Source organism: Pseudomonas berkeleyensis (genome assembly GCF_014109765.1).
GTDB lineage: Bacteria > Pseudomonadota > Gammaproteobacteria > Pseudomonadales > Pseudomonadaceae > Aquipseudomonas > Aquipseudomonas berkeleyensis.
The window spans coordinates 3,830,071-3,844,896 of sequence record NZ_CP059139.1 but is presented as its reverse complement, the minus strand read 5'-3'; the positions used below and the strand labels follow the sequence as shown (position 1 = coordinate 3,844,896).

At 62.9% G+C, this 14,826-nt stretch carries 12 protein-coding genes; 10 read left to right on the top strand and 2 right to left on the bottom strand.

Annotation, left to right across the window (positions count from 1 at the left end):
• Positions 1–71 precede the first annotated feature (71 nt).
• From hrpA to cyoE, 8 genes are all read left to right on the top strand, one after another.
• The gene (gene hrpA, locus HS968_RS17800) at positions 72–4,088 is read left to right on the top strand and encodes an ATP-dependent RNA helicase HrpA (RefSeq protein ID WP_182367751.1); all 4,017 of its coding nucleotides are present in this window, start codon (positions 72–74) and stop codon (positions 4,086–4,088) included.
• Positions 4,089–4,151: 63 nt separating this feature from the next.
• A complete protein-coding gene (locus HS968_RS17795) occupies positions 4,152–4,415 on the top strand; it encodes a hypothetical protein (RefSeq protein WP_182367747.1) in 264 nt (87 codons plus the stop codon).
• Positions 4,412–4,987 carry a DUF6436 domain-containing protein gene (locus tag HS968_RS17790; protein WP_182367744.1) on the top strand — a complete coding sequence of 192 codons (576 nt, stop codon included), beginning with the start codon at positions 4,412–4,414 and terminating at the stop codon, positions 4,985–4,987. Before HS968_RS17795 ends, HS968_RS17790 begins: the two co-directional genes overlap by 4 nt.
• Positions 4,988–5,776: 789 nt before the next feature.
• Positions 5,777–6,694 carry a ubiquinol oxidase subunit II gene (gene cyoA / locus HS968_RS17785; RefSeq protein WP_182367741.1) on the top strand — a complete coding sequence of 306 codons (918 nt, stop codon included), beginning with the start codon at positions 5,777–5,779 and terminating at the stop codon, positions 6,692–6,694.
• A 2-nt stretch (positions 6,695–6,696) separates the two neighbouring features.
• Positions 6,697–8,685 (top strand): cytochrome o ubiquinol oxidase subunit I, encoded by a 1,989-nt coding sequence (cyoB, locus tag HS968_RS17780; protein WP_182367739.1) that lies wholly within the window; start codon positions 6,697–6,699, stop codon positions 8,683–8,685.
• A 2-nt stretch (positions 8,686–8,687) separates the two neighbouring features.
• On the top strand, positions 8,688–9,314 hold the full coding sequence (gene cyoC, locus HS968_RS17775) for a cytochrome o ubiquinol oxidase subunit III (RefSeq protein ID WP_179622132.1): 627 nt from the start codon (positions 8,688–8,690) through the stop codon (positions 9,312–9,314).
• Positions 9,314–9,649 (top strand): cytochrome o ubiquinol oxidase subunit IV, encoded by a 336-nt coding sequence (gene cyoD, locus HS968_RS17770; RefSeq protein ID WP_182367736.1) that lies wholly within the window; start codon positions 9,314–9,316, stop codon positions 9,647–9,649. The genes cyoC and cyoD overlap by 1 nt, the downstream gene beginning before the upstream one ends.
• Positions 9,649–10,605, top strand: a complete 957-nt coding sequence (gene cyoE, locus HS968_RS17765; RefSeq protein WP_182367733.1) for a heme o synthase — start codon at positions 9,649–9,651, stop codon at positions 10,603–10,605. The genes cyoD and cyoE overlap by 1 nt, the downstream gene beginning before the upstream one ends.
• Before the next feature lie 123 nt (positions 10,606–10,728).
• Here the strand turns inward: cyoE and HS968_RS17760 are convergent, their stop codons facing one another.
• Together HS968_RS17760 and HS968_RS17755 are read right to left on the bottom strand one after the other, a co-directional pair.
• Positions 10,729–11,289 carry a nucleotidyltransferase family protein gene (locus HS968_RS17760; RefSeq protein ID WP_182367730.1) on the bottom strand — a complete coding sequence of 187 codons (561 nt, stop codon included), beginning with the start codon at positions 11,287–11,289 and terminating at the stop codon, positions 10,729–10,731.
• Positions 11,290–11,301: 12 nt separating this feature from the next.
• A complete protein-coding gene (locus tag HS968_RS17755) occupies positions 11,302–11,922 on the bottom strand; it encodes a TetR/AcrR family transcriptional regulator (protein WP_182367727.1) in 621 nt (206 codons plus the stop codon).
• An 82-nt stretch (positions 11,923–12,004) separates the two neighbouring features.
• Here HS968_RS17755 and HS968_RS17750 point away from each other — a divergent pair, with 82 nt between their 5' ends.
• Positions 12,005–13,243, top strand: a complete 1,239-nt coding sequence (locus HS968_RS17750) for an oxygenase MpaB family protein (protein ID WP_202884194.1) — start codon at positions 12,005–12,007, stop codon at positions 13,241–13,243.
• Positions 13,244–13,444: 201 nt separating this feature from the next.
• The gene (gene nhaA, locus HS968_RS17745) at positions 13,445–14,788 is read left to right on the top strand and encodes a Na+/H+ antiporter NhaA (protein WP_182367724.1); all 1,344 of its coding nucleotides are present in this window, start codon (positions 13,445–13,447) and stop codon (positions 14,786–14,788) included.
• The last annotated feature ends 38 nt before the right edge of the window (positions 14,789–14,826 follow it).

The window sequence follows — 14,826 nt, the reverse complement described above, 5'->3', positions numbered from 1 at the left end:
ACCCTACGCGCTGCCCGCCCCACGCCGTAATCTGCGACAATCCCGCCTTTGCCCTGATTGCCCCGATCCAGATGACTGACCTCGCCACGCTGCAGAAGAACCTCGACCACGTCATGATCGCCGAGCGCCATCGCTTGCGCCGGCAATTGCATGAGCTGCAGAAGCACCCCGACGAGGCCAAGCTGGCGCAGTGGCTGGAGCGTTTTCAGGCGTCCAGCGACAAGGTGGCGGCGCGGCGTAGCAGCATCCCCACCATGCGCTACGACGATGCGCTGCCGATTGCAGCCAAGCGCGACGAGATCAAGGCGGCGCTGGAGAAGAGCCAGGTGGTGGTGATCGCCGGTGAGACCGGCTCGGGCAAGACCACGCAGTTGCCGAAGATCTGCCTGGAGATTGGCCGTGGCGTGCATGGGCTGATCGGTCACACCCAGCCGCGTCGCTTGGCAGCGCGCAGTGTGGCCACAAGGGTAGCCGAGGAGATCGGCACACCGCTGGGTGAGCTGGTCGGCTATCAGGTGCGCTTCGAGGATCAGAGCAAGGACGGTACGCTGATCAAGCTGATGACCGACGGCATCCTGCTCGCCGAGACCCAGCACGACCGCTTTCTGGAAAAGTACGACACCATCATCGTCGACGAGGCGCACGAACGTAGCCTCAACATCGACTTCCTGCTCGGCTACCTGAAGACCCTGCTGCCGCGTCGCCCGGATCTGAAGCTGATCATCACGTCGGCGACCATCGATCTGGAGCGGTTCAGTAAGCACTTCAATGACGCGCCGATCATCGAGGTTTCCGGTCGCACCTACCCGGTGGAAACCTGGTACCGCCCGCTGGCGGCGGAGGTGGACGAGGAGGGCGAGCGTCTGCTCGATGACCTGTCCATCGACCAGGGCATTCTCGCCGCGCTGGACGAGATCGCCGAGCACGAGCGCAGTGTGGGCAAGCGCCCTGGCGACGTGCTGGTGTTCCTGCCCGGCGAGCGTGAGATTCGCGAGGCGGCCGAGGTGCTGCGCAAGGCTAACCTGCGTTTTACCGAGGTGCTGCCGCTGTATGCGCGGCTGACGCCAGCCGAGCAGCAGAAGATTTTCGCACCCATGGCCGGGCGCAAGATCGTGCTGGCCACCAACGTCGCGGAAACCTCGCTGACCGTGCCGGGCATCCGCTACGTGATCGACAGCGGTACCGCGCGCATCAGCCGCTACAGCTACCGCGCCAAGGTGCAGCGCCTGCCCATCGAGCCGGTGTCGCAGGCCAGCGCCAACCAGCGCAAGGGCCGTTGCGGCCGGGTCGAGCCGGGTATCTGCATTCGTCTGTACAGCGAGGAGGATTTTCTCGGTCGGCCGACGTTCACCGACCCGGAGATTCTGCGTACCAACCTCGCGGCGGTGATCCTGCAGATGCTGCACCTGCGCTTGGGCAGCATCGAAGACTTCCCCTTTATCGAGCCGCCAGACGGCAAGGCCATCAGCGATGGCTTCAACCTGTTGCAGGAGCTGTCGGCGGTCAACCGCGAAAGCCAGCTCACGCCCATCGGCCGGCAACTGGCGCGCCTGCCCATCGACCCGCGCCTGGGGCGTATGGTGCTGGAAGGCGCCAAGCAGGGCAGTCTGGAGGAAATCCTTATCGTCGCCGCCGCGCTGTCGGTGCAAGACCCGCGCGAGCGACCGATGGATCGCCAGCAGGCTGCTGACCAGGCCCATGCGCAGTGGAAGGATGTGGATTCGGACTTCGCCGCGCTGATCAACCTGTGGCGCGGTTTCGAGGAAAAACGCCAGGAGCTGGGCAGCAACCCGCTGCGCACCTGGTGCAAGAAGAACTTCCTCAACTACATGCGCCTGCGCGAATGGCGCGATGCGCATCGGCAACTGGTGTTGATCGCCCGTGATCTGCAGTTGATGGGCAAAGGCAGCCAGAACCGCTCGGAAGCGCAGGGCGAGCAAACGGCGAACACGCCGCAGCCGACCAAGGACACCCGCGTCAACGCCATTGCCCGCCAGCAGGCCGAGGCCAGCGAAGCCGCGGTGCGGGCGAAGAATTACGCCGCCGTGCACAAGGCGATTCTCGCCGGCCTGCTCAGCCAGATCGGCCAGAAGACCGAGGAGGGCGACTACCTCGGCGCGCGCCAGCGGCGCTTCTGGATTCACCCGTCCAGCGTGATCGGGCGCAAGAAGCCCAACTGGATCATGGCCGCCGAGCTGGTGGAAACCACCAAGCTGTTCGCCCGTATGGTGGCGAAGATCGAGCCGGACTGGATCGAGCCGCTGGCAGCGCATCTGGTGAAGAAGAACCATCTGGAACCGCACTGGGAGAAGAAGCGTGGCCAGGTGGTGGCGTTCGAGCAGGTCACCCTGTACGGCATGATCATCGTCGGTCGCCGTCCGGTGCATTACGGCCCCATCGACCCGCCGGTGGCGCGCGAGATGTTCATTCGCGAGGGCCTGGTGCGCGGCGAGATCAACAGCCGCGTGCGCTGCCTGACCGCCAACCGCCAGTTGCTCGAACGTCTCGACGAGCTGGAGGCCAAGTCGCGTCGCCGCGATATTCTCGCCGACGAGGAAACCCTGTTCGGCTACTACGATGCGCGTATCCCGCAGGACATCTACCAGGCCGCCAGTTTCGAGAGCTGGTACAAGAAAGGCAGCACCGCCGACCCGCAGCTGTTGATCATGCGTGAGGAAGACGCCCTGGCCCGCGATGCCAAGGAAGTCACCGCCGCGCAGTACCCGGACACCTTGCGCATCGGCGAGCTGCAACTGCCGCTGAGCTATCACTTCGAGCCCAACCACCCGCGTGACGGCGTGACCCTGCGCGTGCCGGCGCCGCTGCTGCCGCAACTGCCGCCCGAGCGCCTGGAATGGCTGGTGCCGGGCCTGCTGGAGGCCAAGTGCGTGGCGCTGGTGCGCGGCCTGCCCAAGGCGTTGCGCAAGAACTTCGTGCCGGTGCCGGACTTCGTCGGTGCGGCGCTGGACAAGCTGGTGTTCGGCCAGGGTTCGTTGCCGCAGGCGCTGGGGCATGAACTGCTGCGCATGACTGGTGCGCGAGTGCCCGATGAGGCTTGGCAGGAGTCCGCCGCCGGGCTGGAAAACCACCTGAAGATGAACATCGAGGTGGTTGATGCCCAGGGCAAGTTCCTTGGCGAGGGCCGCGACCTGGCCGAGCTGACCGCGCGCTTCGCCGAAGCCAGCCAGGCTGCGCTGGCCATCCCACAGCAGGACAAGACGCCGAAAACGGTGGAGGCCAAGGCCTTCGCCCAGGTGGCGGAGAAGACTCAGCAGAAGATCGCCGGGCTGTCGATGACGGTCTACCCGGCGCTGGTGGAGGAAGCGGGCGTGGTCAAGGAAGGGCGCTTCCCGACCCAGGCCGAGGCCGACTTCCAGCACCGTCGTGCGCTGCAACGCCTGCTGCTGCAACAGCTGGCCGAACAGGCGAAGTTCCTGCGCGGCAAGCTGCCGGGGCTGACCGAGCTGGGCCTGCTGTATCGCGATATCGGCCGCGTCGAGGCGCTGGTCGAGGATATCCTGCTGGCCAGCCTGGATGCCTGCATCCTCGACGGCGAAGCGACGCTGCCGCGCGACGGTGCGGCCCTGGCGCAACTGGCCGAGCGCAAGCGCGGTGACTGGACGGCGCATGCCGAGCGTATTGCCCGCCAGGTGTTGGAGCTTCTCAAGCTGCACCATGGCTTGCAGAAGCGCTTCAAGGGCAAGATCGACCTTGCCCAGGCGATGGCGCTCAACGATATCAAGCAGCAGCTCGCGGGCCTGGTGTATGCCGGCTTCGTGCGCGAGACGCCGGGCGAGTGGCTCAAGGAAATTCCGCGTTATCTGAAGGCCATCGAGCAGCGCCTGGACAAGGTCGGCGCGCAGGTGCAGCGTGACCGCGTATGGACGGGCGAACTGGCTGGCTACTGGGAGCAGTACAAGGCTCGCGCTGCCAAGCATGCCCAGGAAGGCAAGCGTGATCCGGAGCTGACGCTGTACCGCTGGATGCTGGAGGAATACCGCGTGTCGCTGTTCGCCCAGCAACTGGGCACTAAGATGGCGGTGTCGGACAAGCGCCTGAGCAAGCAGTGGACGCTGGTTGAAAGTTGATGATCGGCGCTCGCCCCGGCGGTGGGGCGAGCTATCCACTGATGAATGCGGAAATAGAGAAATATGAGCGTGAATGATGAAAGCGTCGGGCTGGGGCGCCGTGGCTGCCTGGGCCTGTTTCTGGCTGGTTTGGCGTTCGTGGTGCTGATATTCGCCGGCCTCATCTACATCATGACCCGCCCCCAGGATGGCGAGATCGAGGCGGCCGAGCGTGCGGCCATCGAAGCCTGCTGGAAAAGCGCGCAGGCCACCGAACGTAGCTTTACCGAGGAAAGTTGCCAGGAAATGGAGAAGCAGTTCCTGCGCAAGTTCGGCCATCAGCCATGAACCTGCTGGAGCGTTTGAGCTTCAAGCATCTGGTGGTGGGCTTCTGCGTGTTGGCGCTGGGTGCCGTGGTGCTGATCTGGTGGCTCAGCGGTGCGGCTTATCTGCGGCCCTATGCCGAGCAGATGGTGATCTTCGGTCAGGGCGAGTTGAAGCTGCCGCCTGAGCTGGCTGGCCCCGGCCCCATTCGCGTGGTGCACTTCTGGGATCCTGACTGCCCCTGCAACGCCGAGACCGACGCGCACCTGCGCTATCTGATCGGCCTGCATCGCAATGCCGACGTGGCGTTCTTCAGTGTGCAGAAGCCGGGCAGCACGGGCGAGATCGCGCCCTTCCTGCGCGGGCGGATGCAGCCCTTGCCGGGGATCGAGGGCATGGAGGCGCTGCCGGCCAGCCCGGCCCTGGCGATCTGGGATCACGACGGCAATCTGGCCTATGCCGGGCCTTACAGCGAAGGGCTGGTGTGCAACTCCAGCAACAGCTTCGTCGAGCCGGTACTCGATGCGTTGACCCAGGGGCGTAAGGTGTCTCTGGCCAGTGGGTTGGCGGTGGGGTGTTACTGCGCTTGGAAGTAGGGGCGTAATCCGGTTGTGGGATTTGGAGCAGGGCAGGGTTGACTGTGCCTGTGGGAGGGGCTTTAGCCGCGATGCTTGTCGCTGCTAAAGCCGAATGCCGCTCAGCCGCTCCCACGGGCCCTTGCCGGCCGCCATTGCGTAGCCGGATGTAATCCGGGGGCATGCATCGAATCTGTATGCGTGTTTGGTATAGCTATCGCGGCTGAAGCCGCTCCTACAGACATTCACCTACTCCGTAGGAGCGGCTTCAGCCGCGATGCTTTTGGGCCGCAGCCAATGATCCCGGACTGCATCCGGGCTACGCAGTCAGTCGTTCCCATCCGCTACCTGAACGCCGCGTGCACCTCGGCCTTTCGCTTGGCTCAAGCGCCTCTCGCTCGCAGTCGAAATATCGAGTGGCCATTAATGTCAAGGCCAATCGTGCAATCAGCTAGCGGCATCTTTCCTTGCAATGATTCCTGTCAATTTGCTGACAAACAGCTCTAAAACGGGCCTGTGATCATTTGTCGCACCCCTGCGGTTCTTTGCTGGCTTCTTGCCGGAAAGTGTTTCAAATCTTTGCGTAAATGTTTCTAAACATGTCGATAAGGTGCTGTAAGTTCGCTCATAAGTAGGCCGCTAATGAATTGTATGAGGCCCTTTTAGCCTTCAACATCGGCGATTCCCACGGATTTACCGCTTCGCTTGCACGGATGCTCAAGCTCTGAGTTCCCGCTGCCGGCCTTCGCTCGATGGGCCGCACGGCAACTGAAGCCGCATGTGGGACATCACTCAGTTGAAGGTCGTGACATGAAAGAAGAGAAATACCATCGTTGTGTGCGCTGGTTGCTGATGGCGATTGCCTGCTCAGCGCTCGGTGGATGTGACTGGGCGCTGTTCAACTCGAAAGGGCAGATCGGCGCCGAGCAGGGCAATCTGATCCTGATCTCCATCGGACTCATGCTGATCGTGGTGGTACCCGTGATCATCATGACCTTCCTGTTTGGCTGGCGTTACCGCGAGTCGAACGAGAAGGCCACCTACATGCCCGAGTGGGCACACTCGCACAAGATCGAACTGGTCGTCTGGGGTGTTCCCCTGATCATCGTCGCCGTTCTGGCGGTCATCATCTGGCAAACCTCGCATTCGCTCGACCCCTATCGCCCGATCGAATCGGACAAGCCGGCGCTGAACATCGAGGTGGTCTCGCTCGACTGGAAATGGCTGTTCATCTACCCGGATCAGGGCGTGGCCGTGGTCAATGAACTGGTGATTCCAGAGAAGACGCCGGTGACCTTCCACATCACCTCCGACACGGTGATGAACGCGCTGTCGATCCCGCAGCTCGGCGGGATGATCTACGCCATGGGCGGCCAGCGCACCCAGCTCAATCTGATTGCCAACGAGCAGGGCGAGTTCTTCGGCCAGTCCGGCAATTTCAGCGGCGAAGGTTTCTCGGCCATGCGCTTCACCACTCACTCGGTCAGCGACGAAGCGTTCGCGCAGTGGGTCGACAAGGTCAAGCAATCGCCCGAGGTCATGGACTTCGCCACCTTCAAGCAGGTGGGCGAGCCTGGCGAGATGGTCAACCACCGCTATCCGATCTACCCGATCCGCTACTTCGGCCAGACCGAACCGAACCTGTTCAACAAGGTGATCGGGCAGTACGTGACCCTGAAAGATTCCCACAGCACAGCCATGCACGAAGCAGCGGAGGTGCAGGAGTGAATATGTTTGGAAAACTGACTCTGGACGCGATTCCGTACCACGAGCCAATCATCATGATCACCCTGGCCATCGTGGCGCTTGGTGGTCTGGGGATTTTCGCGGCGGTGACCTACTTCAAGAAGTGGGGCTACCTGTGGCGCGAGTGGCTCACCTCGGTGGATCACAAGAAAATCGGCGTTATGTACATCCTCGTCGCACTGGTCATGCTGGTGCGTGGTTTCGCTGACGCGATCATGATGCGTACTCACCTGGCGATGGCCCATGGTGACGGGCAGGGCTACCTGCCGCCGGAACACTACGACCAGATCTTCACCGCGCACGGCATCATCATGCTGATCTTCGTGGCGATGCCCTTGGTCACCGGCCTGATGAACATCGTCGTGCCGCTGCAGATCGGCGCGCGTGACGTGGCCTTCCCCTACCTGAACTCGCTGAGCTTCTGGCTGTTCGTCGGCGGCGCGCTGCTGATCAACCTGTCGCTGGGCCTGGGCGAATTCGCCAAGACCGGCTGGGTGGCTTATCCGCCGTTATCAGGGATTCAGTACAGTCCCGGCGTGGGGATGGATTACTACATATGGAGCATGCAGTTATCGGGCTTGGGGACGACGCTGACGGGGGTCAACTTCATCGCCACCATCCTCAAGATGCGCGCGCCGGGCATGAGCCTGATGAAGATGCCGATCTTCACCTGGACCATCCTGATCACCTGCATCCTGATCTGCGGCGCCTTCCCTCCGCTGACCGCGACCCTGGCGATGCTGTCGCTCGACCGCTACCTGGATTTCCACTTCTTCACCAATGAACTGGGCGGCAACCCGATGATGTATGCCAACCTGTTCTGGGTCTGGGGTCACCCGGAGGTGTACATCCTGATCCTGCCGGCGTTCGGCGTGTTCTCCGAGGTGGTGGCGACCTTCTCGCGCAAGACCCTGTTCGGCTATGCCTCGATGGTCTGGGCGACCGCTGCCATCGGCATCCTGTCGTTCGTGGTGTGGTTGCACCACTTCTTCACCATGGGCTCGGGTGCCAGTGTCAACGCGTTCTTCGGCATCATGACCTCGATCATCGCCATCCCCACCGGGGTGAAGATCTTCACCTGGCTGTTCACCATCTTCCGTGGCCGTCTGCAACTGAACGCCATGACCTGGATGACCCTGGGCTTTCTGGTGACCTTCTCCATCGGCGGTATGACCGGTGTGCTGATGGCGGTGCCGGCGGCGGACTTCGTGCTGCACAACAGCCTGTTCCTGATCGCTCACTTCCACAACGTGATCATCGGCGGTGCGGTGTTCGGCTACCTGGCCGGCATCATCTACTGGTTCCCGAAAGCCTTCGGCTTCAAGCTGCTTGATCGCTTCGGCCGTTACTCCTTCTGGTGCTGGCTGCTGGGCTTCTACTTCGCCTTCATGCCGCTGTACGTGCTGGGCTTCATGGGCATGACCCGTCGTCTGAACCACTTCGACAACCCGGCCTGGGTGCCGTGGGTGCAGGTGGCCGTGGTCGGGGCGGTGCTGATCGGTATCGGCATCGTGTTCACCGTGGTGCAGTTCGTCACCAGCTACATCAAGCGCAAGGAAAACCGCGACGTCACCGGCGACCCGTGGGATGGCCGCACCCTGGAGTGGGCGACGTCCTCGCCGCCACCGTTCTACAACTTCGCGGTCATCCCGACGGCGGACAAGATCGACGCCTTCTATGAGGCGAAGAAGAACGGTGTCGAGCTGATGCCCGCGCCGGAGCACTACGAGCCGATCCACATGCCGAAGAACACCGGTAACGGCCTGGTGGTGTCGGCGTTCGTCATCGCCTTCGGCTTCGCCATGATCTGGCACATCTGGTGGCTCGCCATCGTGGGTCTGGTCGGCGCCGTGGTCAGCTTCATCGTGCGTTCCTACGACGAAGACATCGACTACTACGTGCAGCCCGAAGAGATCGCGCGGATCGAGCAGGCGCACCACCAAACCAAAGCCAACGCAGTCGTACAGGCATAACCATGACCGCTTACGAACCCCACTATCCACACGACGCTCATGGCCACGGCCATGAGCACCACCACGACACCAGTGGAATCAAGCTGTTCGGCTTCTGGGTTTACCTGATGACCGACCTGCTGATCTTCGCCACGGTGTTCGCCACCTTCGCGGTGCTGAGCAACTCCTTCGCCGGTGGCCCCACCGCGAAGGAAATGCTCGGTGGCGGCCTGCACCTGGTGCTGGTGGAAACCTTCGCGCTGCTGTTCTCCAGTATCACCTACGGCATGGCCATGCTGGCCACCTACCGTGGCGACAAGGGTGCGGTGCTGCGCTGGCTGGGCATCACCTTCCTGTTCGGCGTGGCCTTCATCAGCATCGAGCTGTACGAGTTCCGCCACCTGATCCATGAAGGTGCCGGGCCGCAGGTCAGCGCCTATTGGTCGGCGTTCTTCACCCTGGTCGGCACCCACGGCCTGCACGTCAGTGCCGGTCTGCTGTGGATGCTGGTGCTGATGTTCCAGGTCGGCAGCCGTGGCCTGACCGACACCAACAAGACCCGCGTGGGGCTGCTCAGCCTGTTCTGGCACTTCCTCGACGTGGTGTGGATCTGCGTGTTTACCGTCGTCTACCTGATGGGGGTGCTGTAATGGCTCACCAAGACAATCACGCCGCTCACGCTGTGGGCTTCAAGGATTACCTGATTGGTTTCATCCTGTCGGTGATCCTCACCGTGATCCCTTTCATGCTGGTCATGCATCCTGAAGCACTGGGCCTGAGCCGTGGCGCGACCCTGATTACCGTGGTGCTCTTCGGTCTGGCGCAGGTGCTCGTCCACCTCGTGTACTTCCTGCACATGAAGACCGACGCGGAAGGCCGCTGGAACGTGATTTCGATGATCTTCACCGTGTTGATCATCGCGTTCGTGGTCGGCCTGTCGGTCTGGATCATGTGGAGCATGCACTATCACATGATGACCAACTGATGCTGGCTCTCCTGAAGCAGTACCTCAACCTCGCCAAGCCAGGCATCGTCTTCGGCAATCTGATTTCCGTGACGGGTGGTTTCTTCCTGGCTTCGCGTGGCGATGCGAACCTGGCGCTGTTCCTCGCGACAGCGCTAGGGGTTTCGCTGGTGATCGCCTCAGGCTGCGTGTTCAACAACTACATCGACAGGGACATCGACCAGAAGATGGAGCGCACGCGTAATCGCGTCCTGGCGCAGGGGCTGGTGTCCCCTGTGCACGCCATCGTCTATGCCTGCGTGCTCGGGGTAGCGGGGGTGGCCGTGCTGTACGCCGCCACCAACACCCTGGCGGTGATGCTGGTGCTCATGGGTTTCGTGGTCTACGTCGGCCTCTACAGCCTGTGGCTCAAGCGTGGCTCGGTGTATGGCACCCTGGTCGGTAGCCTGTCCGGGGCGGCTCCGCCCGTGGTCGGCTACTGCGCGGTGAGCAACGAGTTCGATGCTGGCGCGGCCATCCTGTTGTTGATCTTCAGCCTGTGGCAGATGCCGCATTCCTATGCCATCGCCATCTTCCGTTTCAATGACTACCAGGCCGCGAACATTCCGGTGCTGCCCGTCATCAAGGGGATCTCGGCTGCCAAGCGGCAGATCGTGCTGTACATCGCGGCCTTCGTGGTCGCGACCCTGATGCTGACGCTCAGCGGTTACGCCGGTTACAGCTACTTCGTGGTCGCTGCCTTGAGCGGCGCCTACTGGCTGTGGATGGGCGTGTCGGGTTACAAGGCCGTCGATGATCGGGTGTGGGCGCGCAAGCTGTTCACCTTCTCCATCGTCACCATCACCATGCTCAGCGTGATGATGTCGGTGGATTTCATCTCCTCGCCCGAGCAGGTATTGGTGACTTCCATCAATCACCTGTGCAGCCAGTTCGCCAGTTCAGCGCAGGGGCTCTGCGCGGTGGTGGCGGGTATCTGATCGGCATAGTGGGAGGGGCTTCAGCGGCGGCGGTTGTTGCTGAGGCGCTTCCCACTGTGTTTTTGCCGTAGGGGGTTGGTGGACTGTTCGCTTCGCTACGAGCGGCCGGCGTTCCGGTCCACCCTACGGCATGCCGTGAATCTTCAGCTTTGGCCAGCGGGCTAGCCAGTTCTTCTCATGCAACCTCTGTCGGTACAGCGGCAGTTTCTCACCGCGAAAACGTTCGCTCGGGCGCACGATGAGGGCGAACAGGTCGTCCAGCCCGAGTGGTGCGGCAACGTCGATGCAGTCGTGTTCATCCATGCGCACGGCGACTGCCGTTGCGGTTTCCGGCCAGTGCATCATCGCCTCGGTGGCCGAGGTATAGGGCGCGTCGCCATTGCGCAGGTGCATGCGGGCCTGATTCTTCACGGACCAGGTGACGCTGCCGTCGTCGCCTTGCAGCCGTGCTTCGAGTTTGGCGTCGTGCTCGGCGGTGGTTTGCTGGCGGTCGAACCAGATCACGTCGATGTCGGGCGGCAGCGGTGAGTGCGTACGTTGGTGGAGGTGATCCCAGACGGCGCTGCGCACGAAACCGGCAGCCACCCAGCAGTCGGGCAGGCCGAGGTTACGTACCTGTTTGAGGATCAGCAGGCGTTGCGGGTCGGCCTTGATCAGGACCTGGATACGAGCGATGGGCGTCATGCGTGCAGCCTATCAGCCGCCGCGTTTTACTGCCTGCTGCGCGGTTGGCTGACACAGCGCCTCGACCATCCGTACCAGGGCTTCGATCACCTCGTCCCGGCCAAGCAGCGACCTTTCCTCGACGAGATAGCGGGCTGTGGTGTATTGCACCGCGTTGATCAGCACGAACAGCAGCGCCGGCAGATTCTCGATCCGGTACTCGTCGACATGACGCATCAGGTACTGGCGACACAGCTCGGTCATTTGCCTTTCCAGGGTCTGGAATACCGGCGCTGCATTCAGTCGCTGCCAGTGCCGCAGCAATTCGCGTTGCGTCGGGTCGCCAGCGACCTGCTCGAAGATGCCAAGCAGCACTGCGCGGGTCACCGTGGCGATGTCCCCACCCAGCAGCGGGGGCAGGCGTTCGTGAACCACGCCCATCAGCCGCTCGGCCTTTTGCATCAACAGCGCATCGACGAGCATCTCCTTGTTGGCGAAGTACTGATAAAGCGAGCCGATGCTGACGCCGGCGCGTTGCGCGACGTGATTGGTGGTGAGCCGATCCAGGCCGCGGTCGGCGATTTCCAGGGCCGTGGCCTCGAGCAGCAGGGCGATCATCTGGTTGGCGCGATGCTGCTTTGGCTGCTTTCTCATGCGCGTCCCGTCCGCGAGTTGTTTGCGAGCAATTAGTCGCAATAGCGTAGAGCGACCCCATCAGCAGGCAACCAACCAAGGTATGAAAACCTCCATCGACTCCCGCGTTATCCCGACCCGCCATGGTGCGGACATGCTGCGTGCACGGCAGGTGGCTGCGCCGATTCGGCGTTTCATCAAGGGGGCGAGTGAGCCTGAGCCTGCGCATTGGCAGGCCATCGGTGAGTCGCTGTTGCAGGGCGATGCGCCCATGGACGAGCTGGTGGAGTGGATGTTCGAGGTCGGCCTGGCGCAGGCCATGCCACTTTATAACCAGGCGTTGGCGCAGGGTGTGGCGGCGGTGACCGATGCGCCGCTTGCCCTGCAACGCTTCTTCGCGAGCATCGAGGTGATGCCGGATTGGCTGGATCGCGCACGCTTGCTCGAGGGCGCTCGGGTCTGCTGTCTGTCAGGTTTGACCGGCATGCGTGTGCTGCGTGATCTGGGTTTGCTGGCGGGTTATCAGGCCTCGGCGATCAATCGCACCTTGGTGTTGACTGGCGCGTTGGAGAAGGGCGCTCAGCGCCGTGTCGCGGAAACCACCAAGTGGTGGGTCGACTGTACGCGGCCGGGTGGTATGGATCGCGGTGCTGCCGGTTACCGTGGCACCTTGCACGTAAGGTTGGTGCATGCGCTGGTGCGTCGGAGCGTGTCAGACATGGCCGAGTGGGATGCGGATTATCACGGGGTGCCGATCAACCAGGGCGACATGCACGCTACCTACCTGGCGTTCTCGGTGATCTTCCTGATCGGCCAGCGCATGCTCGGTGTGCCGCTGTCGGTGGGCGAGCGTGAGGCGGTGATGCATCTGTGGCGTTACATCGCCTGGTTGATGGGCGTGGAGGCGCGGTGGTTGCACCTTCATGAGAACGATGCCGTGCGCGCGCTCTACCATAACCTGCTGTCGCAGGCGCCGGCCGATGCCAGCAGTCGTCAGCTTGGCTCGGCGCTGATCGATGAGCCGCTGCAGCGGCATTACCCGAACCTGCCGTGGCTTCGCGGCCGGCTCAATCGGGCGATTCACCTGAGTATCGCGCGCACCTTCATAGATGCTGAGGGATGTCGTGCCCTGGGGCTGCCGGAGCGCATTCTGCCGTGGTATCCGCTGCTCAGTGCGCCACCGCGCTATGTGCTGTACCGCCTGGCACGCTGCCTGCCGGGTGGGCGTCAGTGGCTGATCGAGCGCGGAGGCCGTCGTCAGGAGGCCTATCTGTCGACGCTGTTCGGTGCGGGTCATGCGAGCCTGGCATCACCGCTGCAGATCGCCTCGACTGAGCCCTGACCGCGCTCTGCATTGTCTCCTCGCTGTCGCCGCGACGCCGGACTTGGCGCCGCCTGCGGGATTCGACCAATGGACGCCGGGCGGGCTCTGTTCAAGTCGCAGGCGCCTGTGTAATGTAGATTTCGGGTGTCACGCGCATGGTGCGCATGGCAGGTTTAATCGTGCTGGTCGGGCCGCCGCACACTGCCTCTGCGTGCGCCCATGAATCAGCATCCTCCCTCCAAGGTCGTGCCGGCTGCACGGCGCCTGGCCGACAAGGCCTTCGCCAGCCTTGAGAAATTCCTCCATATCGAAGCGGTCAGTGGCATCGTCCTGCTGATTGCCGCCGCCATCGCGCTGATCTGGGCCAACTCGCCTTACGCCGCCAGCTACGAACACCTCTGGCACACACCGCTGTACGTCGGCATCGGCGATTTCAGCCTGTCCTATTCGCTGCACTTCTGGATCAACGATGCGCTGATGACCGTGTTCTTCCTGGTCGTCGGCATGGAGATACGCCGGGAGATCCACGATGGTTCGTTGTCGACGGTCGGTCAGGTGGCTTTGCCGATGGTTGCGGCCATCGGCGGGGTAATGGTGCCGGCGCTGATCTACCTGTCGCTGAATGGAGCAGAAAACGTGCGCCATGGCTGGGCGGTGCCGACCGCCACCGACATCGCCTTCGCCGTGGGCGTGCTGGCTATTCTCGGTCGCTCGATTCCATCTTCCGCGCGCATCTTCCTGCTCACCCTGGCGATCATCGACGACATCATCGCCGTGCTGATCATCGCGCTGTTCTATTCCGAGGGGCTGGCGCTGGAAGGCTTCGCCATCGCCGGTGTGGGGATGCTCATGGTGCTCGGCCTGCAGCGCATCGGCGTTGGTTGCGCCTGGTTCTATCTGCTGCCGGGCGCGTTGCTGTGGTTCGGTCTGCTCAAGACCGGTGCGCACCCGACCCTGGCCGGGGTGGTGCTGGGGTTGATGACGCCGGTACGCCCGGTGCGTTTCGAGGATCGACCGCTGGAGCTGGCTCGCGATGCGCTGCGCGCCCTCGATGACCGTTCCACGCCCGAGGTGCTGGCGCACTCCGTGCGCAATCTGCGCTATGCCCAGCGCGAGCTGATGCCGCCGGCCGTGCGTGTGCAGATGGCGCTGCACCCGTGGGTGGCCTACGGCGTGATGCCGCTGTTCGCACTGGCCAACGCCGGCGTGGCGCTGAGCGATGTGGATCTCACTCAGGGTAGTGGTATGAGCGTGATGCTCGGTGTGATGCTGGCGCTGGTGGTGGGCAAGCCGGTGGGCATCATGCTGTCGAGCTGGCTGCTGATCCGCGTCGGTGGTTGCCGCATGCCGGAGGGCATGAGCTGGAACTGGATGTGCCTGGTGGGTTGCCTGGCCGGCATCGGTTTCACCATGTCGATCTTCATCGCCAACCTGGCGTTCGCCTCGCCGGCCCTGCTCAGCGCGGCGAAACTCGGTGTGCTGCTGGCCTCGGTCACGGCGGCGGTCATCGGTCTGACACTGGGCTGCGCGATGGTAAAGCGAGCGCGTCTGCACACAATCTGAATCTTTCGGGCCTGCTGAAAGGGTGGCGCTTCTGGTTC